This is a genomic window from Flagellimonas sp. L-11, from assembly GCF_056857735.1.
In genome coordinates, this window is the sequence record NZ_JBSXNR010000080.1 from 1 (window position 1) to 25,152 (window position 25,152).

General features: G+C 43.0%; 15 protein-coding genes. 6 read left to right on the top strand and 9 right to left on the bottom strand.

What is annotated here, in order from left to right:
* Positions 1 to 177 precede the first annotated feature (177 nt).
* The 3 genes from AC13CC_RS16215 to AC13CC_RS16225 form a co-directional block, all read right to left on the bottom strand.
* A complete protein-coding gene (locus AC13CC_RS16215) occupies positions 178 to 816 on the bottom strand; it encodes a DUF1684 domain-containing protein (RefSeq protein WP_326277936.1) in 639 nt (212 codons plus the stop codon).
* Between the two features lie 63 nt (positions 817 to 879).
* On the bottom strand, positions 880 to 2,235 hold the full coding sequence (locus tag AC13CC_RS16220) for an alpha/beta hydrolase (RefSeq protein WP_482877002.1): 1,356 nt from the start codon (positions 2,233 to 2,235) through the stop codon (positions 880 to 882).
* Positions 2,236 to 2,363: 128 nt separating this feature from the next.
* Positions 2,364 to 2,816: an Lrp/AsnC family transcriptional regulator gene (locus tag AC13CC_RS16225; RefSeq protein WP_293168416.1), complete on the bottom strand. Its 453-nt coding sequence runs from the start codon at positions 2,814 to 2,816 to the stop codon at positions 2,364 to 2,366.
* Between the two features lie 121 nt (positions 2,817 to 2,937).
* Here AC13CC_RS16225 and AC13CC_RS16230 point away from each other — a divergent pair, with 121 nt between their 5' ends.
* On the top strand, positions 2,938 to 3,339 hold the full coding sequence (locus AC13CC_RS16230; RefSeq protein WP_326277941.1) for a hypothetical protein: 402 nt from the start codon (positions 2,938 to 2,940) through the stop codon (positions 3,337 to 3,339).
* Positions 3,340 to 3,348: 9 nt separating this feature from the next.
* Here the strand turns inward: AC13CC_RS16230 and AC13CC_RS16235 are convergent, their stop codons facing one another.
* Positions 3,349 to 6,807: a methylmalonyl-CoA mutase family protein gene (locus AC13CC_RS16235; RefSeq protein WP_482877005.1), complete on the bottom strand. Its 3,459-nt coding sequence runs from the start codon at positions 6,805 to 6,807 to the stop codon at positions 3,349 to 3,351.
* A 142-nt stretch (positions 6,808 to 6,949) separates the two neighbouring features.
* Between AC13CC_RS16235 and purU the strand changes: the two genes are divergently transcribed.
* Positions 6,950 to 7,798, top strand: a complete 849-nt coding sequence (purU, locus tag AC13CC_RS16240; RefSeq protein ID WP_326277945.1) for a formyltetrahydrofolate deformylase — start codon at positions 6,950 to 6,952, stop codon at positions 7,796 to 7,798.
* 58 nt (positions 7,799 to 7,856) lie between these two features.
* Here the strand turns inward: purU and AC13CC_RS16245 are convergent, their stop codons facing one another.
* The 5 genes from AC13CC_RS16245 to AC13CC_RS16265 all read right to left on the bottom strand — a co-directional run bounded on the left by AC13CC_RS16245 (position 7,857) and on the right by AC13CC_RS16265 (position 18,067).
* Positions 7,857 to 8,567 carry a hypothetical protein gene (locus tag AC13CC_RS16245; RefSeq protein ID WP_482877006.1) on the bottom strand — a complete coding sequence of 237 codons (711 nt, stop codon included), beginning with the start codon at positions 8,565 to 8,567 and terminating at the stop codon, positions 7,857 to 7,859.
* On the bottom strand, positions 8,564 to 11,926 hold the full coding sequence (locus tag AC13CC_RS16250) for an alpha-amylase family glycosyl hydrolase (RefSeq protein ID WP_482877008.1): 3,363 nt from the start codon (positions 11,924 to 11,926) through the stop codon (positions 8,564 to 8,566). The genes AC13CC_RS16245 and AC13CC_RS16250 overlap by 4 nt, the downstream gene beginning before the upstream one ends.
* 76 nt (positions 11,927 to 12,002) lie before the next feature.
* Positions 12,003 to 13,406, bottom strand: a complete 1,404-nt coding sequence (locus tag AC13CC_RS16255) for a SusF/SusE family carbohydrate-binding protein (protein WP_482877010.1) — start codon at positions 13,404 to 13,406, stop codon at positions 12,003 to 12,005.
* Positions 13,407 to 13,420: 14 nt separating this feature from the next.
* Positions 13,421 to 14,971 (bottom strand): RagB/SusD family nutrient uptake outer membrane protein, encoded by a 1,551-nt coding sequence (locus AC13CC_RS16260; RefSeq protein ID WP_482877012.1) that lies wholly within the window; start codon positions 14,969 to 14,971, stop codon positions 13,421 to 13,423.
* 12 nt (positions 14,972 to 14,983) lie between these two features.
* Positions 14,984 to 18,067: a SusC/RagA family TonB-linked outer membrane protein gene (locus AC13CC_RS16265; protein ID WP_482877014.1), complete on the bottom strand. Its 3,084-nt coding sequence runs from the start codon at positions 18,065 to 18,067 to the stop codon at positions 14,984 to 14,986.
* Between the two features lie 216 nt (positions 18,068 to 18,283).
* Between AC13CC_RS16265 and AC13CC_RS16270 the strand changes: the two genes are divergently transcribed.
* The 4 genes from AC13CC_RS16270 (at position 18,284) to AC13CC_RS16285 (ending at position 25,126) form a co-directional block, all read left to right on the top strand.
* Positions 18,284 to 19,351, top strand: a complete 1,068-nt coding sequence (locus tag AC13CC_RS16270; protein ID WP_482877015.1) for a LacI family DNA-binding transcriptional regulator — start codon at positions 18,284 to 18,286, stop codon at positions 19,349 to 19,351.
* A 134-nt stretch (positions 19,352 to 19,485) separates the two neighbouring features.
* Positions 19,486 to 20,838, top strand: a complete 1,353-nt coding sequence (locus AC13CC_RS16275; protein WP_482877016.1) for an MFS transporter — start codon at positions 19,486 to 19,488, stop codon at positions 20,836 to 20,838.
* Between the two features lie 100 nt (positions 20,839 to 20,938).
* Positions 20,939 to 23,224: a glycoside hydrolase family 65 protein gene (locus AC13CC_RS16280; RefSeq protein WP_482877018.1), complete on the top strand. Its 2,286-nt coding sequence runs from the start codon at positions 20,939 to 20,941 to the stop codon at positions 23,222 to 23,224.
* 42 nt (positions 23,225 to 23,266) lie between these two features.
* On the top strand, positions 23,267 to 25,126 hold the full coding sequence (locus AC13CC_RS16285; RefSeq protein WP_482877020.1) for a glycoside hydrolase family 13 protein: 1,860 nt from the start codon (positions 23,267 to 23,269) through the stop codon (positions 25,124 to 25,126).
* Positions 25,127 to 25,152 lie beyond the last annotated feature (26 nt).

Here is a 25,152-nt window from a genome sequence, read left to right on the forward strand (position 1 = left end):
CCTCGGACCGGAACTTTGCCGCCGGCTTCCTTCAGATTCCACCTCGCGGTGGACACCCTTGCCCTTGGCTAATGATAGGTAGCTATCAACCCTCATAGCGGACTTTCACCGCCTAGTAATACGTCATGCACGGCGCACCACGAAAAAAAGCCTTCTTCCAATAGGATTAAGGCTTTTTTAGTCCTTGTTAAAATTTTTCACTCCTGCTCTCACTTTAGTTCTCAAATAATTTTGCCTTGGCACTAGAGGGCAGGAGTACTTTTTGTTATAAACACAATAGGGGTTGTACGCTTTGTTAAAGTCAATCACCAAGGTATCCCCTTCCGGGATGGACAAATCGATATACCTGCCACCACCATACGTTTCTTCACCATTGGTATTATCCAAAAAAGGCAAAAACAGATAATCTTCATATTCCTCATCGTCCATCAAATCCAAACTTTGGTAGACTTCCAATTGATGCGCTGTACCATTCAAGGTAAAATGTGCAATTCCGTAGACCACCTCTCGTGTTTGCCTATCCGTAGTGCTGGGCATTAAAAAAGGGTCGGCATCGGGAGTGCGTACAAAGTGGGCCTTTACTATATAAGTGGTATCGGGCGCAAAAAAATCGAGCCCTTCAAAATCTTTACGGTATTTGTCGGGCAAAGGAGAGGAATCCGGGTCTCTAAAACTTTCGTTCTGTTCTTTTTGATATTCAAGAATACCGGCGATCAAGTCGGATTCAACTGCTACCGTCTTTTCTTTGTCATGATATTTTTTTCCTTGACCACAGGCTGTTAGGAATATAACTGAAAGTAGGATTACGTATTTCATTCAGAAAGTATTTGTACAAAAATACAGCTCTAAACTAAATCAGTGTCAAGCCTACCTGATAGATTAATTTTCATCGACCTTAATATCGTACCGCGCGTCTTTCAAATATTTTGAGACAAGCTCGTTAAACTCCGGTGTAATTCTAAACAAGGCTGTATTTTCCAGATTATAGAGCTTTTCCTTGTCCTTGAAGCCCTTTTTCAATAACTCCTCCAAATAGAATAACGAAGTGCCAAAATCATCATTTTTTGCACTGATTGAAATGGTTTTTAGATAATACCCGTAGTTGTCCGGTTCTAAAATTGTTTTAAGCATATACAAAAATGCCAAGGCATCTTCATCAACCACCTTTTCCGAAGCTATAATGTTAATGTTATCCTCTGCCAATGCATTTACAAAACCCTTTAACCGATGTCCCATTTGTTTTTCATACGGTTTTGAACCAGAAATAAATTTTTCTATCTCGTCCATTTGATGGTTCCACCAACCCAAATTGTTGAAATTATGGGTATAAACATCCTCCTCCATATAATATTGATAATCTTCTTTCAGCATGGACTCTTTTAAGAAAGCGGCATTTTCCGCTCGTTTCAAGGTTTTATAATCCCTGTTTCTCCGAAGGTCTCGCTGTACCGACCTTAGGGAGTCCATATTTTTTAAAGCTCCGTATATGGAAGTCATTTCTGTCATATATTGTTCCGCCCACAATAAATCGCCAATGCTTTTCAACTGATTCAACTTTTGCAAATCTTCCTGGTACGCTTTTTCGATATAGGATGTATCTTGGGGAATCCATTTTCGTCCCATGGCATCGAGGGTGAAGAGCTGCATTCCTTTTTGTAAATAAGCCACTCCTGGCCAGTTGCCATTTCCATCGAACAACAAAACCTGATTGGGAAACTTATAGCGGTCCAAAAGCTTGGTATCCGTCAGCATAAATGGATAATTAAAGTTTTCTTTGCTGACCATACCTATAAAATGAAAAGGCTTTTTAACATTAATGAGTTCGCTATTGGATAAGGAGGCGCCAATGGACATGGCTCCGTTGACCCCATTGATCAGAATGGGCACCAAACTGGCAAATTGCCCTCCGGAATCCTCGCCTGCGGCATAAATCCGATCATTATGTATTGGCAATAGACTTGTAACTTTCTGAATAACTTGGCCAGCCACTACCATATTCTTGGTCAAAGAAATACTGTCGATCAACTTTGGGGCCGCCAAAACATAGCCTTCCTTTTCCGCAGCAAGTACAAACATGGACAGTGCCTTTTTCTCATTCCCCTCCGTATCAAAAATCATTAGCAACGGCCATTTTTCGTCCATGGAGAATGTTTTGGGAATATAAAGGGAGTAGCTGTTTTTGGTTGAATCGTTGACCGAGAGATTATCAATAATCTCCCCCTTTTTCAAAACCATTTGTTGCGAAAAGACAGAAAATATGCAAAAAATAGTCAGAAGCGGTAACAAATATGTTTTTCTCATAACCCTATTTTAACAAAAATCTAGCCAAAGTTTGTTTTAAAAACGTCAAATTTATCCGGCAACTACTTGGCTGTCCTATTTTTTTGAATCGGCGAATTGGCCACAACGTTGGACAATACAATATGTGTCCTGCACTCACCATATACGATCAGTTCATCAATAAATTCTTCTAAATGCGACTGATCACGAAGCACTACCTCCATAATGATGTTCTCATTTCCCGTAATTCGATAGCAGTTTACCACTTCCCGGAACGTTTTGACCTTATCCAAAAACGGTTTGAGTTTCCCCATAAAAGCACGCAACATAATAATGGCCTTTAGCTGATACCCGGCCTCTACATACGAAATTTTAGTGCTGTAACGCTCAATAATTCCGAGGTCCTCCATCTTTTTTACGCGCTCCGCCACAGCGGGTGGTGTCAACCCGATTTTCCTTCCAATATTGGCAAAAGATTCCCTCGCATTTTGTTGCAAATGATTCAGGATTTGCCAATTCAAGTCATCTATCTTCATATCAAAAGAAATTTACCACTATTTTTTTACTATCGAAAGTAAAATCGAATAATTGCTTTATTAACAAAAGTAAAAAAATTTAAATCGTGCTTAATTTTATAGTACAAAATTGCTATTGAAAATGGAGAGAAATTCCCTTAACTCCTTAGGTGTTTATCGTAAATCTTTGGCGCTACGCGACATGAGCGAAGCTGTAGCGGCCTATTTTGCCCAAAACAGGGAAATGCTGTCTTTGCGTAAAATTGATTCCTTCCGAGACGACATCTCCAAATCCCTTTTGACGGATGCTGATTTGATTACAAAAGAAGTGGAACAAGCTGCATTGAGCAATTGCCATACCTCGCGAATGAGAAGTCTTTCGTACGTAAACATTATGACCCGTAACATCTTGGCCTATTGCAATGGTTTGGAAAGGGACGGTGTCAAAGAAAAGGAATACCTAAATCTTCTTCGCAGAGAGATTCGGATATTCCGAGTTTCCTTTAAAAAGTGGAGAAAGTCCTTGATCAACAAGAACGACTAAGTTCCCCCCCTACATATTTCTTCGGTATTGCCCTCCCACTTGGAACAAAGCTTCGGTAAGCTGGCCCAGTGAACAATATTTTGCAGCTTCCATCAATTTTGCAAAAATGTTTTCATTATTGATAGCCGCTTCCTGTAATTCGTTCAAGTGCTCCGCAGCTTTATCAGCTTCCCTTTTGTGTAGATTTTGCAAGGTTTCGATTTGATTTTCCTTTTCGGTTTCGGTAGCCCGTATTACCTCGGTAGGTAAAATGGTAGGTGAGCCTTTGGAACTCAAAAATGTATTCACTCCAATAATGGGATATTCCCCGGAGTGCTTTAAAGTTTCGTAATGAAGGCTCTCTTCTTGTATTTTGGAACGCTGGTACATGGTTTCCATGGCACCAAGCACACCACCACGTTCGGTAATCCTGTCAAACTCCATCAAAACGGCCTCTTCCACCAAATCTGTCAATTCTTCAATAATAAATGAACCTTGAATTGGGTTTTCATTTTTGGCCAGACCCAATTCTTTATTAATGATCAACTGTATGGCCATGGCCCTGCGCACCGATTCCTCAGTCGGTGTGGTAATGGCTTCATCGTAAGCATTGGTGTGCAATGAATTACAGTTGTCATAAATCGCATACAGGGCCTGAAGCGTGGTACGGATATCGTTAAAATCAATTTCCTGCGCATGCAGACTCCTTCCCGAAGTTTGAATATGGTATTTGAGCATTTGCGCTCTCGGGTTGGCCCCATATTTCTCTTTCAGGGCTTTGGACCAAATACGACGAGCTACGCGACCAATAACCGCATACTCCGGATCCACACCATTGGAGAAGAAAAAAGAAAGGTTCGGGCCAAATTTGTTGATGTCCATGCCTCGGCTCAAATAGTACTCCACGTAGGTAAACCCGTTGGACAGCGTAAATGCCAATTGGGTGATGGGGTTGGCACCCGCCTCGGCAATGTGGTAGCCCGATATGGAAACCGAATAAAAATTGCGTACTTGCTGTTCAATAAAATATTCTTGCACATCGCCCATTAACCTTAGGGCAAACTCGGTCGAGAAAATGCAGGTGTTCTGCGCCTGGTCTTCTTTTAATATATCGGCCTGTACCGTACCTCGAACTTGGTTAAGGGTCTTGGCTTTTATTTCCTGATACACTTCTTTTGGTAGCACTTGGTCCCCCGTAACCCCTAAAAGCATCAATCCCAAGCCATTATTCCCTTCGGGAAGTCCCCCATAATATTGGGGCTGTGCCATCCCCTTCTCTTTAAAGATGGTTTTGATTTTGTCCTCGACCTTTTTCTGCAAACCATTTTCTTTAATGTATTTCTCACAGTTTTGGTCTATGGCAGCATTCATAAAAAAGGCCAACAGCATAGGCGCAGGGCCATTAATGGTCATGCTTACCGAAGTCATCGGGCTGCTCAAGTCAAATCCTGAATACAATTTTTTGGCATCGTCCAAACAACAAATGGACACTCCTGCATTACCGATTTTTCCGTAAATATCAGGCCGATGGTCCGGGTCGTTTCCGTACAACGTCACCGAATCGAAAGCGGTTGACAATCGTTTGGCGGGCATGTCCATACTCACATAATGGAAGCGTCGGTTGGTACGTTCGGGTCCTCCCTCACCCGCAAACATTCGGGTTGGGTCCTCTCCTTCCCTTTTAAACGGATACAAACCTGCCGTGTATGGAAATTCACCGGGTACATTTTCTTTCAATATCCATTGTAAAACATCTCCCCAAGCTCGGTATTTGGGCAAGGAAACTTTCGGAATCTGACTGTGCGATAGGGATTCGGTATGGGTTTTTATCTTGACCTCCTTTTCTCGAACTTTAAAGGAATAGATTTCAGATTTGTAGCGTTTTACCTTTTCCTGCCATCTTAAAATAGCCTCCCAATGATACGGGTTCAGATGCATCTTGACTTTGTCGAACTCCTTTAGCAGTAATGAAATAAATTCTTTGGATTCCTCATTTTTGATATGGGATTCAATTTCCTCCTCGTTCAAGCCCGATTTATCCAAAAACAGCTCCTCGGCTTGTTCTTGGTCCATTTCCAAAGTAGAAGCTAATGTCAAAAAGATACCGTAAAGCTTTTGAGCTATTTTGGATTCTTCCTTTGCCTTGGCATCATAACCTCTATTATTTTCAGCTATTTCTGATAAATATCGGGTCCGTGCTGGCGGAATCACGTAGATTTTCTCCGCCATTTCTTGGGTAATCTCGATGGTCGATTCCAAATTGGAACCCGCTTTCTCCACCAAGGTGCCCATCACCTTTTTATAGAGATTGTTCATCCCGGGGTCGTTGAACTGCGAAGCAATGGTTCCAAAAATGGGGAGTTCGTCTTCATTGGTATGCCATAATCCATGATTACGGGCATATTGTTTTTTAACATCGCGAAGGGCGTCCAAAGCACCACGTTTATCGAACTTATTGATGGCTACAATATCGGCAAAGTCCAGCATGTCAATTTTTTCCAATTGCGTGGCCGCACCAAACTCTGGCGTCATCACATAGAGCGCAACATCGCTGTGTTCCAAAATTTCGGTATCGGATTGACCGATTCCGGAGGTTTCCAAGATAATCAGGTCATATTTTGCAGCTTTCAGCACTTGAACCGCCTCGGATACGTGTTTGGACAGGGCCAAATTGGATTGTCGCGTAGCCAAGGAACGCATGTATACCCTATCGCTGTTGATGGCATTCATTCGGATCCTATCACCCAAAAGCGCGCCTCCCGTTTTTCGTTTTGAGGGATCCACCGAAACAATACCGATATGCTTATCGGGAAAATCCATCAAAAAACGCCGTACCAATTCGTCGACCAAACTCGATTTTCCCGCCCCACCTGTACCAGTAATGCCCAGAACAGGTACGTTGGCCTGTCTATGTTCAATTTCTTGTTGAAATTTCTCGTACTCCCTATGGCGGTTCTCGGCCAATGAAATCAATCGGGCCAAGGTATTCGGATGCTTTCTTTCCAGTTCGTCCTCCAGTGATTTTCCTTTAGGAAGGTGTAAATCGGGAACGGCCGTATCACATCGTTTCACTAAATCGTTTATCATTCCTTGCAGTCCCATTTCCCTACCATCGTCCGGAGAATAAATTCGCTCGATCCCATAATCCATCAACTCCTTTATTTCCTCTGGAAGGATGACACCGCCTCCGCCACCAAAGATTTTGATGTGTGCCGCGCCTCTTTCCTTCAGCAAATCGAACATATAGCGGAAGTATTCGTTATGCCCTCCTTGGTACGAGGTCATTGCTATGGCATTAGCATCTTCTTGAATGGCACAATCCACCACTTCGGCCACACTCCTATCATGCCCCAAATGAATCACCTCAACTCCGGTGGCTTGGATAATCCTTCGCATAATATTGATGGCTGCATCGTGTCCATCGAACAGGGAAGCTGCGGTCACAATTCTGATTTTATGTTTGGGTGTGTAGGGTTTAATTTGTTCCATCTGCAATAAAAGGTCTGTTTTCGCCCTGCAATTTACAGAAAATGCAAATGAAAATTGGTTTTGATTAAGATTATACAAAAAATATTAAAAGTTTGGACTTCCTTTTTTGAATACCATAATTTTATCCGTTCAAACCTGTTCAATGAAACTGACCATTCTTATCAATTGCCCGGACCAATCTGGTATCATCCGCTCCGTGACCACCTTTATACATCAGCAAAAAGGAAACGTAGTCTACCTTGACCAACATGTGGACAAACAGGCGGGCGTATTTTTTATGCGTTTAAAGAGTGAATTTGAACAGGATCTGGATCTACCTAAATTCAAAATGGAATTTGGACGTGAATTGGCGGAAGGCTTTAATATGGAATGGGATGCCTATACGGATATGTACAGACCCAAAATGGCCATTTTTGTTTCCAAGTACAATCATTGCCTTTACGATCTGCTGAGCAGGTACAATTCTGGGGAACTTTCTGTTGAAATCCCTTTTATTTTGAGCAACCATAAAGATTTGGAATATGTGGCAGAGCAGTTCAACATCCCTTATTTCCACATTCCCGTAACCAAAGAAAATAAAGCTGAGGCCGAGGACAAACAACTGGAACTTTTGGGAAAATATGGGGTGGATTTTATTGTATTGGCTAGGTATATGCAGATAGTATCACCAAAGGTGATCGATGAATTCCCCCAAAAAATCATCAACATCCATCACTCTTTCTTGCCAGCATTTGCGGGGGCCAAACCTTACCATGCCGCTTTTAATCGAGGCGTTAAAATTATTGGTGCCACCAGCCATTACGTTACTGAGGATTTGGATGCGGGGCCCATTATTGAGCAAGATGTCACCACAGTTTCGCATACGCATTCCGTTAAGGATTTTATTGCAAAAGGCAGGGATTTGGAACGCATAGTCCTTTCACGTGCCGTGCAGCTTCACGTAGCTCGGAAAACCATGGTCTACAACAACAAGACCGTTATTTTTTCTTGATCACAACCAAAAAAATAGGGGCATAAAGCCCCTATCTCAACTAAACTAAAAGACCATTTTAAGGGTTGGTCTTAAATTCAAAAATTTCTGATGTGGAACTATTTCCTGCACTATCCACAGTGACCACTTGCCAATAATAAACCGTATCAGCATTTATAGTGGTCTCAAAACTATTCGTATCTGTTTCCCCTAAAACTGAGCTTGGCGGGCTTGATGTACCCAAATAAACGGTGTAGGACAAGGCATCCCCGTCCAAATCGGTTCCTTCCCATGCCAAACTGATTGTTCCAGCATTAATGGCTTCCCCCATTTTTGGGTAGGGTCCGTATGCCGGAAACGGAGCATAATTTTCTATGGCGGCTCCTGCATTGTAAAAACGCCATGTTTCGCTCGAAGCCGTTTCATTGGTTCCCTCAGCACTAGTGACAATCGACCATGAATAGGCAGTGCCTCGTTCCAAGGTCAACTGAATATCAATATTTGATGTATTGGAAGAGCTTTCCTCCCCAGTCTCCAGATTGGTCAACACAAGGGTATAGGTATCTGTATTTTCGGAAGCGGTCCACTCAAAAGTAACCTGGCTTTCGGTTTCGGAAACCAATACTCCCTCGGTGCACGCTTCGTTATTATCTGGATAGATCAATATAGCTGCCGATGGAGCGGGCACCTCTGGTTCAGGTTCAGGTGGTGTTGGGTCATCACCTCCACCTCCACAAGAAAATAGCGGCAACACCATGAAAAGAACGAGATATTTATAGACTATTTTCATTGTTTTATGATTTTAAATTCGTGTGACGTTTCCTTGCCGGACACTTTAATAAAGTACATGCCTTTGGCAAAACCGGATAGGTCGATGCCAAATTTGCCAAACTGTGCTTCCACACTGTTGGAATAATGGAGCTTTCCGTTCAAATCAAAAACTTGAACGTTCATTTCATCATTGATATCAAAACCAAGGTCGACAGACACGGTATTTTCATCAACTATGGGATTCGGGTATGCTGCTGCCCTATCTGCTAGCAAAAATGTTTCTTCGGACACTCCTTGGCAATCTTTATCGGTAGATACCTTTATTTTGTTCACCGATTGATTCAGCTTCATTTCGAATGACCCCTTGGATGTCAAATACACCTCATCATTGATTTGAATCGTATAAAAATCCGAACCCTTGAGTTCCAAGGAAAGTACATTATTATTCTTGTTGACATTGGAATACACTTCCAAGGACTCAGGTTCTGTAATGGTCAATGCATAGCATTGCTGATAGTTGGATTGTCCAGAAACCGTAATACAAAGTTCATAGCTTCCTGCTGATAAGTTTTCGAACACAACCTCATCCTCAAAATTGGCAGATTCCTCTGTACTTCCTGATAAACTCGCTGTATAAGCGAGCGACTCGATAGCCGTGACTGTTATGCTTCCATTGTTGCTTCCTCTACAGGTTTCGCTGCTGGTCATTACAGTAAAGTTCTCCTCTGGCAAGGAAAAAACCTCACAACCGTCAACGTTGACAACTGCACCGAGAGTTGTGCCCGGACAAAGATCGTTGGCATCAACAACCCCGTCGGAATCTTCATCGGGTGGGTTATCGTTTGGAAAAAGGCCAGTTGGGTTGTTGCCAAATATGCGATACTCCCCTGGAGCCAAAACCAAAGGTTCGTTTACATCGACGACGACATGCTTTAGATTGTTCGCCAAAAACTCGTACCAGACGCCTGTTTCTTGAAATTTTGGGTCGATTTCCTGTTCTTCCACTCCAAAGTTCCCCACAATGGTTACGTAACCAATTTCATCCACTCCTGCTGAAGCATTGGTTAAATGGATGGTTTTTAAACCTGTGGAACTATCCACATCCAAGGAAAAGTCTGCGGTTTCAAAAATGGATTCTTCCACTGCCAATAGGTTTAGGTCCGACCACGTGTCGTAAACATCCTTTCTATCAGCATTGTCGAAATAATCCCACCGGATGGGTTTGTTTCCGATTCTTCCGTTGTAGTCTATGGAGTAATCGTATCCCAGTTCACCGAATTGCCAGATCATTTTCGGACCCGGAATGGTAAAGAAGAAGGCTCCTGCCAGTTCCAATCTGTCCAAAGCGGTGGAGAGTTCCTGTATATTGTAATCGCCTGATGCATTTCCGTAATTCAGGTTACGATACATCATGCGCTCCTCATCATGACTTTCCATATAAGATACGTTGGAAGGAACTGTCCAGTTTCGGTTTAGATAGGATACCCACGAGAAATCAGAGTTGTCGTTCCAACCCATAGCCGCCTCACTGTATGGACCATTAAGATTGCCCCATAACATGATTCCCTTGCCTTCATCCAATCGATATTCGGCCCACTCGGTTTCTTCCTCATTGGTACCCAAATGTTCAAAGATGACCAAGAAATCCTCGTTGACCTCCCATTGATAGTCCGCATATTCCTTGAGGACGGCGACCCTATCGGCTTGATAACTGCCCGTGCAGCCTTCATCGGAAGCAGTGCAGTTTTGGGTAAAGCCTTTGGTCAAATCCCAGCGATAACCATCAATATTATATTCTTCAATCCAAAACTGTGAAACACGCTTCACATAATCCTGGGTGGCTTGTTGGCTATGATTAAAGTCGTTGAAAACATTGTAGGAATGGGTCGGTTCTGCATTGAAAAATGGGCTATCACCGGTAGCTGCACCTCCATAACCTCCGTTGTCGGTATTCCATAGTCGATAATATGGGTTTTGTCCCGTAGCATGGTTGAAAACGACGTCCAAAATAACAGCCATGCCCCTGCCGTGGCATTCATCCACCAATTGTTTGAAGGTTTCGGCATTTCCATAATATTTGTCCAAGGCCATATGGAAAGATGGATTATAGCCCCAGCTTTCGTTTCCATCAAACTCGGAAATGGGCATTAATTCTATGGCGTTTACACCGAGCGCTTGTAGATAATCCAACCGAGCGCGTACGGCATCGAAACTGTGCAGTTCATCAAAATCCCTGATCAACAGTTCGTAAACGACCAAATCGGTCTTGCTGGGCAATACCACATCATTATTAACCCAATTGTATTCCGGGTCTCCCGTTCTGAGTACCGTAACAGCGTGTTCTGTTTGTCCCGTGGGGTATTCTGGCAAATTTGGATAGGTAACATTATCTATGTACGAATCATTGTTTTCATCCAAAATAAGGGTGGAATATGGGTCGGCCACTGTAATCTCTCCATCCACTACATACTGATACAGGTGATTGGCTTGAGGGGTAAGCCCTGTCAACTCTATCCAAAAACGATTTTGAGCAGTGTCCTTTTTCAGCAAATAATCATTTTCAATGGTCCAATTGTTGAAATCCCCAATAAGATGGACGATCTCCTTCCCGGGTGCATAAAGGACCAATGTTGCGGATGTATCATCGTTTGGGTCCAAATTGATGCCGTCCATCATTCCAACGGGAACTGCCTCTTCTTCCACATTAACCACAACCATGAAGTCCTCAGTACGGGTTTCCCCTCCACTTTCGGCTTCCAAGGTGTACTGTGAATTTTCTGTAATGTTCACATCATCGTAGGTATATTCGGTTCCATTGGATGTATCCACGATGTTACCGTTAACGGTCAAGGTAAAATCTGCCACCACCGAACTTGATGCTGCTATGGATAAATTATCCCCTGGATTCAACAAGGTCAAACTTTCCGTAGGACTGTTCAATTGTAGTTGAAAGGTCCCTACCTCAAAAAAGAAATCGTTACATCCATTATCCTTCAGCTCCTGATCGCCTGCTGCATTGCGAAATACCATTCCCATTTGAGTGGCATTATCGGCTTGCTCGGCAGTTAACCCGTAATAGGTTTCGGGTACAAGAGTGATGCTCCACGTACCATCTCCATTGTCGGTCATCTCACCAATACCATCATCCTGACCCCAATTTCCAATGACCGTGGTCCAAGGATCTACGTCGTCACCAATACCTGAGTGTAGATAGACCTTGTTCGGGTTTGACAATCCATTACAGTCCGTTTCATTACTGTTGGCATCCACGGTAATGGTTATTTCATCATCCATGGCAAAGGGATAGGGTTCAATGGTAACTTGGGACCAAGAAGCTATAGCAGATAACAGAAAACCAAAAAGTAAAAATTTCTTCATATTGATTATTTATAAATAAAGGGAAACGGCTAAGCCATTCCCCTTTATCTTTTTATTTACAAGGGGCTCCTCTTACCTATCTCGCATTGAGCGAATAAGCAGACGAACCTCCTTCTGAAAGATCTAATTTGATCAAATAGGTTCCTGCAGTAACTGCGATATTATCGCCTCCTGGATCTAGAGTTCCATCGGCTCCGGTATCTCCATAATCAGAATCCCAAGCTTCATTTACCCTGAACTTAATTTCGCCATCGATCAACTCTACATTTTCGCCAACCCATACTCCTGGATTCACTTCGGTCAACATGTAGTCATCTCCAGCGTTACCCCAGTCGTTATATCCTGAACCGACCACACCTAGAAGTTCAGCTTCTTCCATGGTATAAGTTCCTGCATTGAAATCCAAAGTGATTAAATAATATCCTGCAGTAACGACCAAGTTATCCCCTCCTGCATCCAAGGTTCCATCGGCTCCTGAATCACCAAAGTCGGTAACCCATTCGTTGTTCATTCTGAATTTGATCTCACCATCAATCAACTTAACACCCACTTTAAAGGTATCGGTGGTGTAATCGTAGAAAAATTTGGCATCGGGACCTAGATTACCCCAATCGTTGTATCCAGATCCGACAACACCCCAGGAATATTCCTCCATGGTATAGGTGTTATCATTTAAATTCATTGTGATTTTGTAATCCCCTGCAGTTACTACTATGTTATCACCACCAGCATCCAAGGTTCCATCAGCATCAGTATCTCCAAAATCATTATTCCATTCGTTGTTTTCACGGAATTTGATTTCCCCATCAATCAAGTTAACGTAAGCTACCAACACACCGTCTGTATCCGTTGTGTAGAATGGAGCATCTTCAAAAGCACCCCAGTCATTGTAACCAGAACCTACAACTCCCCAACTGGAAATTTGGATTCCACCTCCAGTATCGGCTGATTTTTCCACAACGGTAATGGTCAATGCAGCAACCTGGGACTCTGTAGTCACAGCATCCACACCTTCCCCACTTCCTGCAAAGGCGGTTACTTTGAAGTAAACAGTTCCAGTGTTATTTGGGTTTCCTTGATCATCCGTCGTAGCTGGGTCATCGTCCAATCCCAAACCTTCGGCCATAGTCAACAATTGACCTACGGTCACACTGGCATTCAGGGTAGTCAGTGTTCCCGAATCGAATTGATAAGCCCCATCGGCATCAAAACTCTCGGATATAGATCCTTCCAATTGATACGATACTTCGGTAGGCACACCAAAATCCACTTCGTTCCAAACAAAGCGCTCGGCTATATTGTCGGGCGTTTCATCAGAAAGTAAATAATCTGCCAAGAATTCATTTTGAAAAGCTACATCTTCTGAAGCAGCCTTCAAGGTAAATTCCGGTACGTGATCGTCATTTTCACATGCAGTGAAAAGAGCTAGGGCCGTTAGCACCCCTAAAACTTGTGCTATAAATAATTTTATGTTTTTCATGAGAGTCGTTTTAATTAGAATCCTGGATTTTGAGTTAGGTTTTCATTGGCCTCCAAAGCGGTCAATGGAATTGGGAAAAGTCTGTAGGTATCTGGAATCGAGGTACCATTCAAGGTATTTCCCTTCCAAGGCCATAGGTAACTGTTCCCTGTAAATTTGCCGAAACGGATAAGATCGCTTCTCCTATGCCCTTCAAGGTTGAGTTCTCTAGCTCTCTCGTCCAAAATGAAGTCCAAGGTCAAAGCTGATTGGGAAATGGAGCTTGCATTCGAACGATTTCTAACATCGTTCACATAACCCAATGCGGTTGCCATTTCAGTACCCGAAGCACCTCTAACGGCCAACTCGGCATACATTAAATAAGCATCGCCCAATCGGAACAATGGAAAATCGGTACTGGAGAAACTTGTTGGATTGGAATCGCTGAAAAAGAAGGTGTTCCTGAACTTAACGGCTGGATAACCATCGGTCCATGCCCTGTAATCGGTCATTTCGTAATTATGGCCTTCTGTCCAGAACAAAGCCGCCCTGTCGTCGGTACTGTTTTCAAGGTCTCCATCATTAAAAAGCCCGTACCATGCTTTGGTGGCTCTGTGTCCGCTCCATCCTTCTTCAGCTCCAAAATCGCTAAGGGTCATGGTTTCGGTTCCCAAACTACCGTTGACGATATAGGTAGTGTTCCCATAACTCTGGCTGATATCGGCATCAGCAATCAGCGGGAAAATAATTTCATTGGACATGAAGTTGTCGCCGGAAAAGATACTTACAAAGTCTTCATCCAATGAATAGCCCCCTTCATTGATTACCTGATTCACTAAAGGCACTGCTTCATCAAACATAGTTGTCCCTGTATAAACCCCTGCATTCATATAGAGCTTGGCCAGAAGCATTTGTGCCACACTTTTATTGGCTCTACCATATTCGTTGGTATCGGGCAATAGCTCAATAACAGCCAACAACTCGTTCTCCACATAGGTAAACAACTCTTGGCGGTCTACTTCGGGCAATGGATCTGAGGTACCATAGTTTTCTTCAGTAGCCAATACTCCCTTCCCAAAACAATCGATCAAATAGTAATATGCCAAGGCACGAATAAACCTTACCTCACCTTCAATTTGATTCTTATTTTCCAAATCGACCGCACTTAAAACCAAAAGCAGGTTATTCGACTGCGGAATGGTATAATAAATACGGTTGTAGAGATAACGGAAAAACTTGTTGTTCTCATCCCAATCGGAAGTAGTGGTCAATTGGTCCAAACCATCATCCCCCCAACGGTTTTTCATGGCGTCGGCCGTAAAATCCTGAAGATTCACAATCCCTCTAAGGAATGGTGATTCCCCTGCATCGTCGTCTATATCCGAGCTTCCTGGCCCATCCGGTCCTGAAAGTGCAAAAGAGGCATACAGTCTTGACAGAATACCACTAACGGCATCTGGGTCCTGCTCCAAGAGCTCATCCAACGTAAGCTCTACCTCTGGTTCGGTATCCAAATCTTTGGTACACCCTTGTATCATTAAGGCCAAGGGAACTACTAAAAATAATATTGATATTAATTTTTTCATGTCAGCTATATCTTAAAAATCCACATTTACCCCAAACGTGAAGGATCGAGGCCTTGGATAGAAATTATTGTCTATTGCATTGAAATTCTCTGGGTCCTGTCCATTGTATTTTGTAATAATGAACGGATTGTTCAAAGCGCCATAAAAACGCATGGATACATTGGGCAAGGCGTCATCCAAACGATAACCCAGTACTATATTCTCGCATCTTAGGAAAGTGGCATCTTCCAAATAATAATCGGAGAACGGTACGTTTCCACGTACGTCAACAAAGTTGAAATCCGCTGCTCCGTTATAAAAGTCCAAAACGTTGGACAAGCTATTGGAGTTGTTTGGAATGGCACCCTCTATCCAACCCGATGTCAGTCTTCGTGAGTTATACACCTGACCTCCATATTGTCCCCGGAAGCTAGAGCTCAAATCGAACTTACCATAGTTGAAATTAAAACCGAAACCAAAAGTCCAATTGGGACGTAGCGAACGGTAATACCTATCGTCATTATCCACGGTACCATCTCCATTGAAATCAGCAAATGCTCCATGAATCGGATTTCCTTCGGTATCGTACAATTGTCTGAACACCCAAGCAGAATACGGTTGATAACCCACTGCATGATAGGCTAGATTCACACCTGTACCTGTTGGAATACCTGACTCACTGGCCGTAATTCGGGAAACATCTTCAAGATTGGTCACTTCCGCCCTATTGTAGGCAGTGTTTCCATAAAACTCAAGATTCATTTTTTCAGTTGTCAAAGCTTTCACATTGACATTGACCTCAAAACCTTTGCTCTCGGTTTCTCCAACGTTTTTGACAAAGGATGATGTAAGTGCTTGACCTGGAGCAACGGGTACCGTTGCCAACAAATCAGAAGTGGTCCTATAATACACATCAAAAGACCCACTTAGCACATTGTTAGGGAACAATCCAAAATCCAGACCCGCATTATAGGTCTCCGCTTTTTCCCAAGTTAGATCGGAATTGTACGGACGCGCGGAGTAAAGCGCATAGCCTTGTAAGTACTGACTGGTTACCGAACCTGCCTCAAACAACGGCAGTGATGGGTAGTAACCAACGGCTCCGGTAATATCCTGCTGCCCTGTTCTACCCCAACCAAGTCTCAACTTCAAAGTATTGATGAATTCAGCATTTTCCATGAAATCCTCTTCATATATTTTCCAAGCAAATGCGGCAGCTGGGAAATAACCCCATCTATTTTCTTCTGAGAACAACGATGATGCATCCGCCCTAAAGGAAAGTGTCAACAAATATTTATCATATAAGTTGATATTACCCCGTCCAAAGAATGACTGTAAATTGAGCTCGTTAAAATATCTATTGGTAGGGTTTTGCGGGTCGAACACCAAGAAACGCTCACCTGTGGCGGTGTTATAATTGTATTCTTCCTTATTACCATCATTCCTAAAGTTTTGGTAAGAGTACCCTGCTTGTACATCAAAATTTGTGATGGCTCCATCCAAATCCTTTTCATAAGCCAAATAAGCTTCAAGGGTTTTATTGATGATATCTTGATTTTCCCTGTAATTTACCCCTGGATTGAATCGATAATTATCCGCTGGATCTACTGCGGTATCATCTTGACGGTATGTTGCCAAGGAATTGTCGGTATATTCTTCCCTAACTTTTGCTTTGGAAGCTTCAACCCCTATATTGGCAACAGCACGAAGTTCTGGCATAAAATGCATCTTGTAATCAAGCTCCATATTGGCCAAAATCTTACTCACCTGTTCAGGGCGATAACGTTGCATCAAAATGGCAACTGGGTTCCATTGACCGTCCAAGCTAAGAAAGCCACCATCCAATACCGTGTTTTGGTAATATCCTCCAAAACGATTGTCAGCAGAATCATCATAAATTGGTTTTGTGGGATCCATGTTCACCGCACCACCCAGTGCGCCGCCTTCATCGATGGCGTTCTTTTTTGATATAATCCCTTTTGCATTCAAATCAATCTTAAGATGGTCGTCCAAGAAACGTGGAGTCAGTTTTACCGAGGTAGTAACACGCTCGTAATCACTGGTTTTTACCAAACCCTGGGTTTCTGTATACCCTAAAGACATACGAATTGGCACAGATTTGAAAATACTACCGCGTGCGCTGAAATTATGATCAAAAGAAATTGCCGTGCGGTAAATGGCATCTTGCCAATCTGTATCAGATAAAATTCTACCCTCGATCACATCTGTGGTAGCTAAATCATCCTCCGCTTCGGTATTGGGGTCATCTACTCCCAAATAATTAGTGAATTGGGGATGATATTCCTGAATGAAGCGGGTAAATGTACTGGAATCCATCATATCTATTTCCTTACCCACGGTACTTACCGTTGTATTGGAAGAAAAGTTGAACTTAAATTCCCCCGTCAAACCCTTTTTTGTTGTAATAATGACAACACCATTAGAGGCTCTGGAACCGTAAATTGCCGTGGCCGAAGCATCCTTTAAAATGGAAAAACTCTCCACATCGTTTGGGTTGATCAGTGTCAACGGGTTGCTAACACCAGCTGGATTTGTATTATCCACGGGAATACCATCAATAACAATCAATGGATTGTTGTTTGCCGTCAAGGAAGATCCACCTCGAATACGTATGTTCGGTGCGGAATCGGGCTGTCCACCATTGTTTGTAATTCGGACCCCTGCTGTTTTCCCCGTAAGAAGTTGATCAGTGGAAACAATGGCTCCTTTGTTAAAGTCTTCCGTAGTAACCGAAGAAACAGAACCTGTAGCATCCTCTACCGTTGTGGTACCATAACCGATGACCACAACTTCATCGAGTAGTGTAGTGTCTTCATCTAGGGTAACATTCATTGTGCTCCCTGAAACCACTACTTCCTTGGGTTGAAATCCAATGTAGGAGAACACTAAAGTGTCGCCCATATTGGCTTCGATCAGGTAATTCCCATCAAAATCCGTCGCCGTACCTTGACTCGTACCTTTGATGATGATACTCACACCAGGTAATGGGTCCTGGGTTGCGGTATCCGTAACCATCCCTTGCACAGTAATTTGGGCATACTGAACAAAAGGAACCAAAAACATGCACCATAAGAGGTACATTCGTTTAATTCTCATATTGAAGTTTGTTAAAGTTAATTTTTAAGAATTTGCTATATTTCACTTCCCAAAGGCGAAAATATGTAATTAAGACCCCCATTTTTTTGACATTTGTCAGTTTTGGGCACTTACAACGTTTTCTGGTTGACAAAAAATTACCTTCTGATTCTTAATCCGAGTATATTTGGGAAATAATTGGATTTTTCCCCTGAATCCGATGAAAGATTATGCAGCATGAAGCCTAAAATGACGCTCAAAAAGATTGCCTCGGAGTTGGGGCTTTCCATTTCAACTGTATCCAAAGCACTTAAGAACAATAAGGATATCAGTAAGGAGAACAGGGAAAAAGTACAGGCATTCGCCAAATACTACAACTACCGCCCCAACAGTGTTGCCCTCAGCCTCAAAAACAGGAAAACCAAGACCATTGGCGTGATAATTCCCGAAATAGTGCACCATTATTTCGCAAAAGTCATTTCCGGTATAGAAGAAGTGGCGAACTCCAAAGAATACAACGTTATTATCGGAGTGACCAATGAATCGTTCAACAAAGAAATCATCAACATGGAAATGCTGATTGATGGCAGTATCGATGGTTTTATCATATCACTTTCCAAAGAAACATTACAGAAAAAGGATTATAAACACATCCGAGAGACCATCAACCAAAATATACCCGTGGTAATGTTCGATAGGGCCGTTGATGAGATTCCATGTGATAAAATAATCATAGATGATCGCGAGGCTGGGCGTATGGCCATTCAAAAATTGATTGATGAGGGCCGCCAAAAAATCCTGTTGCTTACTACAAAAGATTATTTGAACATAGGTCGCCTCAGAACAGAGGGATATAAAGATGCACTGGCCGCCAACAACATCCCCTACCATGAAGATTTAGTTGTACGAATCGGAGAACTTGGGGATTCCGAAGATGATCAAAGAAACTTGGAACAACGTATCAACAGGGTGTTTGAAATGCACCCAGATATTGACGGGATTTTCGGGGTCAACGAAATCTACGCTGTAACCGCCTTAAATGTGGCCAGGCTGCGTGGCCTCGACGTGCCGGAGCAACTTTCCGTCATCGGCTTTTCCGATGGTATCCTCTCCAAGTATGCAAGACCTCACCTCACCACGGTCAGTCAGCATGGCTTCCATATGGGGGAACTCGCAGCGGAAACACTCATTTACAGATTGGAGAAAATGGACAAGGACCAGATACCTCCCTACACCACCCAAGTGGTGAAAACAAACCTTATTATTCGGGATTCCACCAGAAACAATACATCAATTGAATTGTAGCTGGAAAAGCCAAAAAGAGGTTCTTTATTATAAAAAGACATATCTTTGTCCCTATCAACGCTTATATTTTACTTCCCAAGTAAATAAAATGAGTAGTTTAAGCTGCTCATATTGTGAAACTAACACCGATCACAATGTTTCAAAAGCCTAGATTAAGCTTCTGGGAAATCTGGAACCTCAGTTTTGGATTTCTTGGAATTCAAATGGGTTTTGCCCTCCAAAATGCCAATGCCAGTAGAATTCTCCAAAGTTTTGGGGCCGATGTCCATGAACTATCCTGGTTTTGGATCGTAGCTCCTCTCACTGGACTTATCGTACAGCCTATTGTAGGCCATTACAGCGATAAAACCTGGACCCGTTTGGGTCGTAGACGACCCTATTTTTTAACAGGGGCCCTTTTGGCATCCCTAGGTCTTGTTCTAATGCCCAATGCGGACATGTTCACCGCCTTTTTGCCTTCCTTATGGGTTGGCGCGGGTATGCTCATGGTCATGGATGCTTCCTTCAATATTGCCATGGAACCTTTCCGGGCCTTGATTGCGGATATGTTGCCTTCGGACCAAAGAACGTTGGGCTACAGTATCCAAACCGTCCTTATCGGGGTTGGGGCCGTCATAGGCTCATGGCTTCCCTACGCATTGACGAATTGGGTGGGAATCAGCAATACGGCAGCTGCGGGGGAAATTCCTTTGAATCTGTTACTTTCCTTCGTCATAGGTGCATTGGTACTCATTGTCAGTGTGGCAATCACGGTGTTCACCACCAAGGAGTACACACCCGAGGAGATGGCGTTGCTCAATCAAAATGAAGAAACTAAAAATGATACGATAAGCACTGGGGGACTGTTGGATATATTTACCGACTTTGCCAAAATGCCAAAGACCATGCGCCAATTGAGCTGGGTACAGTTCTTTTCGTGGTTTGGACTTTTTGGTCTTTGGGTATTCGCCACCCCGGCCATTGCAGAACATATTTATGGTTTGGACCCTAACAACAGCCAAAGTACCGCCTATCAAAATGCAGGTGATTGGGTGGGCATCCTGTTTGGGGTGTACAATGGGGTTTCTGCCATTTTTGCCTTTTTCCTGCCGGCCATTGCAAAAAAGGTAGGACGAAAAAAGACCCATACCATTTCACTAGTCATAGGAGCCATCGGTTTCCTTTCCATTTACATAATGCCCGATGAAAATTGGTTGATACTCTCCATGGTTGGAATCGGTATTGCTTGGGCCAGTATCCTAGCAATGCCATACGCAATATTGGCTGGAGCCATCCCTCCCCAAAAAATGGGGGTTTACATGGGTATTTTCAACTTTTTCATTGTCATACCTCAGATCGTGAATGCCTTTATCGGAGGACCTATGGTGGAATACCTTTATGGTGGTCATCCGATTTTCGCATTGGTAACAAGCGGGGTATCATTTTTAATTGCCGCACTATTGGTGGCAAGAGTAGAAGATATTGATGACAAAGGACTCTCAATTTAACTTAAATTCATATTTTTCAAGCCGCCCTAACACACACAAAAACAAAACCATAGGTTTTAGATTTTATACAAAAAAGAAACACGTCAATCAACAGTAAAAAATGAATCAAGACTATATACAACCCAATCCATGGAGCCTTATTGAAGAGGGTTTTGATAAGGAACGCGTAAAGTCTTCCGAAAGCCTTTTCAGTATGGGAAATGGAGCCATGGGACAACGTGCCAATTTCGAAGAATCCTATTCAGGCCCCACTTTCCAAGGCAGCTATATCGGAGGGGTATACTATCCCGACAAAACCCGTGTGGGCTGGTGGAAAAATGGCTATCCCGAATATTTCGCCAAAGTACTGAATGCTCCCAACTGGATCGGTATCGATATTGAGATAGATGGAATACCTTTGGATTTGGCCACCTGCTCCAACGTTAAAAATTTTAAGCGCGAACTGAATATGAAAGAGGGTTGGTACCAAAGAAGCTTTGTCGCCACAACCCCTAACAACATTCAACTTGAAGTCGTTGCTACACGGTTTTTGAGTCTATCGCATGATGAAGTTGGGGCCATTAAGTTTGATATCACTCCGCTTAATTCCGGCGCTTCAGTTGTCTTTAAACCCTATATCGATGCGGGCATAACCAATGAGGACAGCAACTGGGACGACAAATTTTGGAATACCACAAAGGTAACATCAGAAAAAAACAGGGCATTTATTGAGTCTCACACCATGAAGACCCATTTCAATGTGTGCACATTCATGCAGGCCCATTTGGTATACAACGACAACATAAAAACCACACCCGATTCCGAGAATAAAAAAGAGCTTTCCATTGGTTTCGAATTTGCTCAGAAAATAAAAAAGGGAGAAAAGATAAGCTTAATCAAGTACGGAGGGTATACGGTAGATCGTAATCATAAAGCCGATAAATTGACTACAGCTGCCAAGGTTGTTTTGGACGAAGTATCTTCCCTTGGGTTTGATGGACTTCTGGAAGAACAGAAAAAAGCTTGGGCACAGGTCTGGGAGATGAGCGATATCCATATCGAAGGCGATGTAAAAGCACAACAAGGCATTCGATTCAATATTTTCCAACTGAATCAGACCTACACGGGAACGGATTCTAAATTGAACATTGGCCCCAAAGGTTTTACAGGAGAAAAATATGGCGGCAGCACCTATTGGGATACCGAGGCATACTGTCTGCCCTTCTATATGGCGACCAAGAATCAGGAAGTAGCCCGAAAATTGCTCAAATACAGGTACAACCACTTGGACAAGGCCATTGAAAACGCTGAAAAGCTAGGCTTTAAAAACGGTGCCGCCCTCTATCCCATGGTAACCATGAATGGTGAAGAATGCCACAATGAATGGGAAATCACCTTTGAGGAAATCCATAGAAACGGTGCCATAGCCTATGCCATTTACAATTATACCCGCTATACCGAGGATTACAGTTACGTACCTGAAATGGGATTGGAAGTCCTGATTGGAATAGCCCGTTTTTGGCAGCAACGTGTTAACTGGTCCGAAAACCGTAACAAATATGTAATGCTTGGTGTAACAGGGCCAAATGAGTATGAAAACAACGTGCACAACAATTGGTACACCAACTATATGGCCAAATGGTGTTTGGAATACGCATTGGAACAATTGGAACATGTGCAACAGAACTACCCTTCCGACTACAAAAGGGTAATGGACAAAACACAATTGTCCAACGACGAGACAGGGCTTTGGAAAAAAGTTGCCGCCCACATGTATTTTCCTTACTCCGAAGAGCATGGGGTTTACCTGCAGCAAGATGGTTTCTTGGATAAAGATTTGGTCCGCGTGGCCGATTTGGATAAAAAAGAGTGTCCCATCAACCAACATTGGAGTTGGGACCGCATTCTAAGGTCTCCATACATTAAGCAGGCCGATACCTTGCAAGGATTCTATTTCTTCGAAGATCACTTTACCGACGAAGAGCTCGAAAAGCATTTCGATTTTTATGAACCATTTACCGTTCATGAGTCTTCGCTATCGCCTTGTGTGCATTCCGTTCAAGCTGCGAAATTGGACCGCATGGAGCAAGCCTACACCTTTTACCTCCGTACATCCAGATTGGATTTGGACGATTACAACAAAGAGGTGGAAGAAGGATTGCACATTACCTCAATGGCCGGTACATGGATGAGCATTGTAGAAGGTTTTGGTGGTATGAGGGTACGGGATGGAAAGCTATGCTTTGCACCAAAAATCCCTGACCAGTGGGAGAGGTATTCCTTTAAAATCAATTTCAGGGATAGGATCTTAAAAGTGACGGTAACCCAAGACGGAACCACCTTTGATATGAACGAAGGAGAAGCTTTGGAAATTTTGGTGAACGGCGAACCCGTCCAACTTTCTTAATCCATCTTTTGACGATACCCTTTAAACAATTAGAAAAACATCATGAAAAAATTGATAATCTTGGTTTTCTTGGCCATTTGTGCAAATACATTTGGCCAAGTAGAACGTGTAGAGCCCCCTTATTGGTGGACTGGAATGAAACAGACCGAATTGGAACTTTTGGTCTATGGCGACAATATCAGTGACCTACAACCTGAATTTTCAGGAAATGTCACCATCAAAAAAGTGGTGAAAGTGGAAAACCCCAATTATCTGTTCGTAACGATTGACACAGATGGAATTACCGCTGAAACACAGACTTTATCCTTCAAAAAAGGACGTAAGACGGTGGATTCCTATGCGTATGAGTTCAAATCCCGGCGTGAAAATTCCGCGCAAAGAAAAGGCTTCGACTCATCAGATGTGATATACCTTCTGATGCCGGACCGGTTTGCCAACGGAAATCCATCAAACGACAGTACTCCGGAGACCATTGAAAAAGCCAACAGAGAGCACCAAGGTGGCAGGCATGGTGGAGATATCCAGGGAATCATCGATCATTTGGATTACATCCACGAACTTGGAGCCACCACATTGTGGAGTACACCGCTTACTTTGGACAACGAAAAAGTCTATTCGTACCACGGTTATGCGAGTAGCGACCTTTACAAAATTGACCCACGTTATGGTTCCAACGAAGATTTCGCAAAACTTTCCGCAGAACTCCATCAGCGGGACATGAAGCATATTATGGATTTTGTCCCCAACCATTGGGGATTGAGCCATTGGCTAATCCAGGATTTACCTTCGAGTGACTGGATACACTATTGGGAAGGTGGAGAAAATGGGTTTAAGCGAAGTAACTATATCCAAACTACCCAGTTTGACCCCTACGCCTCGCAAATCGATGCCAAGGGCTGTATGGATGGATGGTTCGACTACACCATGCCCGACATGAACGAAAACAATCCCATGCTAATAAACTACTTGGTACAAAATGCCATTTGGTGGATAGAGAGCGGGGATTTGGATGGCATCCGGGTGGACACCTACCCATACAACGACAAGCAAGGAATTACCGAGTGGGTAACCCGTGTGATGGAAGAGTATCCCAACTTCAACATTATGGGAGAAATTTTCATGCATGAAACCGCTCACATCGCCTATTGGCAAAAAGACAGTAAAATCGGCGCCATACAAGGGTTCAATTCCAATTTGCCCACAGTAATGGATTTTCCGCTGCACGATATTCTACCAAAGGTTTTCAAAGAGGATGAGCAAAATTGGGGAGACGGTGTATATCGGGTTTACGATCATTTGACCAAGGATTTCCTCTACCCCAATATCAACAACCTTTTGATAAAAATGGGCAACCACGATGTCAACCGTATCAATCAGGAATTTGATGGCGATGTGGACAAATACAAAATGGCACTCACCTTGATCATGACCCTACGTGGAATACCACAGATCTATTATGGTGATGAAATAGGAATGTTGGGAGACAAGGGCAAGGGCGACGGCGATATACGTCGCGATTTCCCGGGCGGATGGGCCGCAGATGAACAAAATGCCTTTACTTCCGAGGGAAGAACCGATGTACAAAATGAGTATTTCGATTTTAGCCAAAAATTATTAAACTGGCGAAAAGAAAAAAAAGCCATTCATTTTGGTAAAACCCTTCACTTTTCTCCCATAAACAACGTCTACGTATATTTTAGATACTTGCCAGAACATCCTGATGAAACTGTAATGGTGGTCTTGAACAATTCCGATAAAGACCAAACAATTGACCTCGAGCGATTTTCGGAAGGTATCCAAGGGCACCAAAAAGGGATGGAAATAATTTCAGGGCAGGAATATGAAATGAATCAAGCTATGGAAATCGGTGCTAAAACTGGATTGGTTTTTGAATTAAGGTAATTCGGAGTATTTTCATATCAACTTAA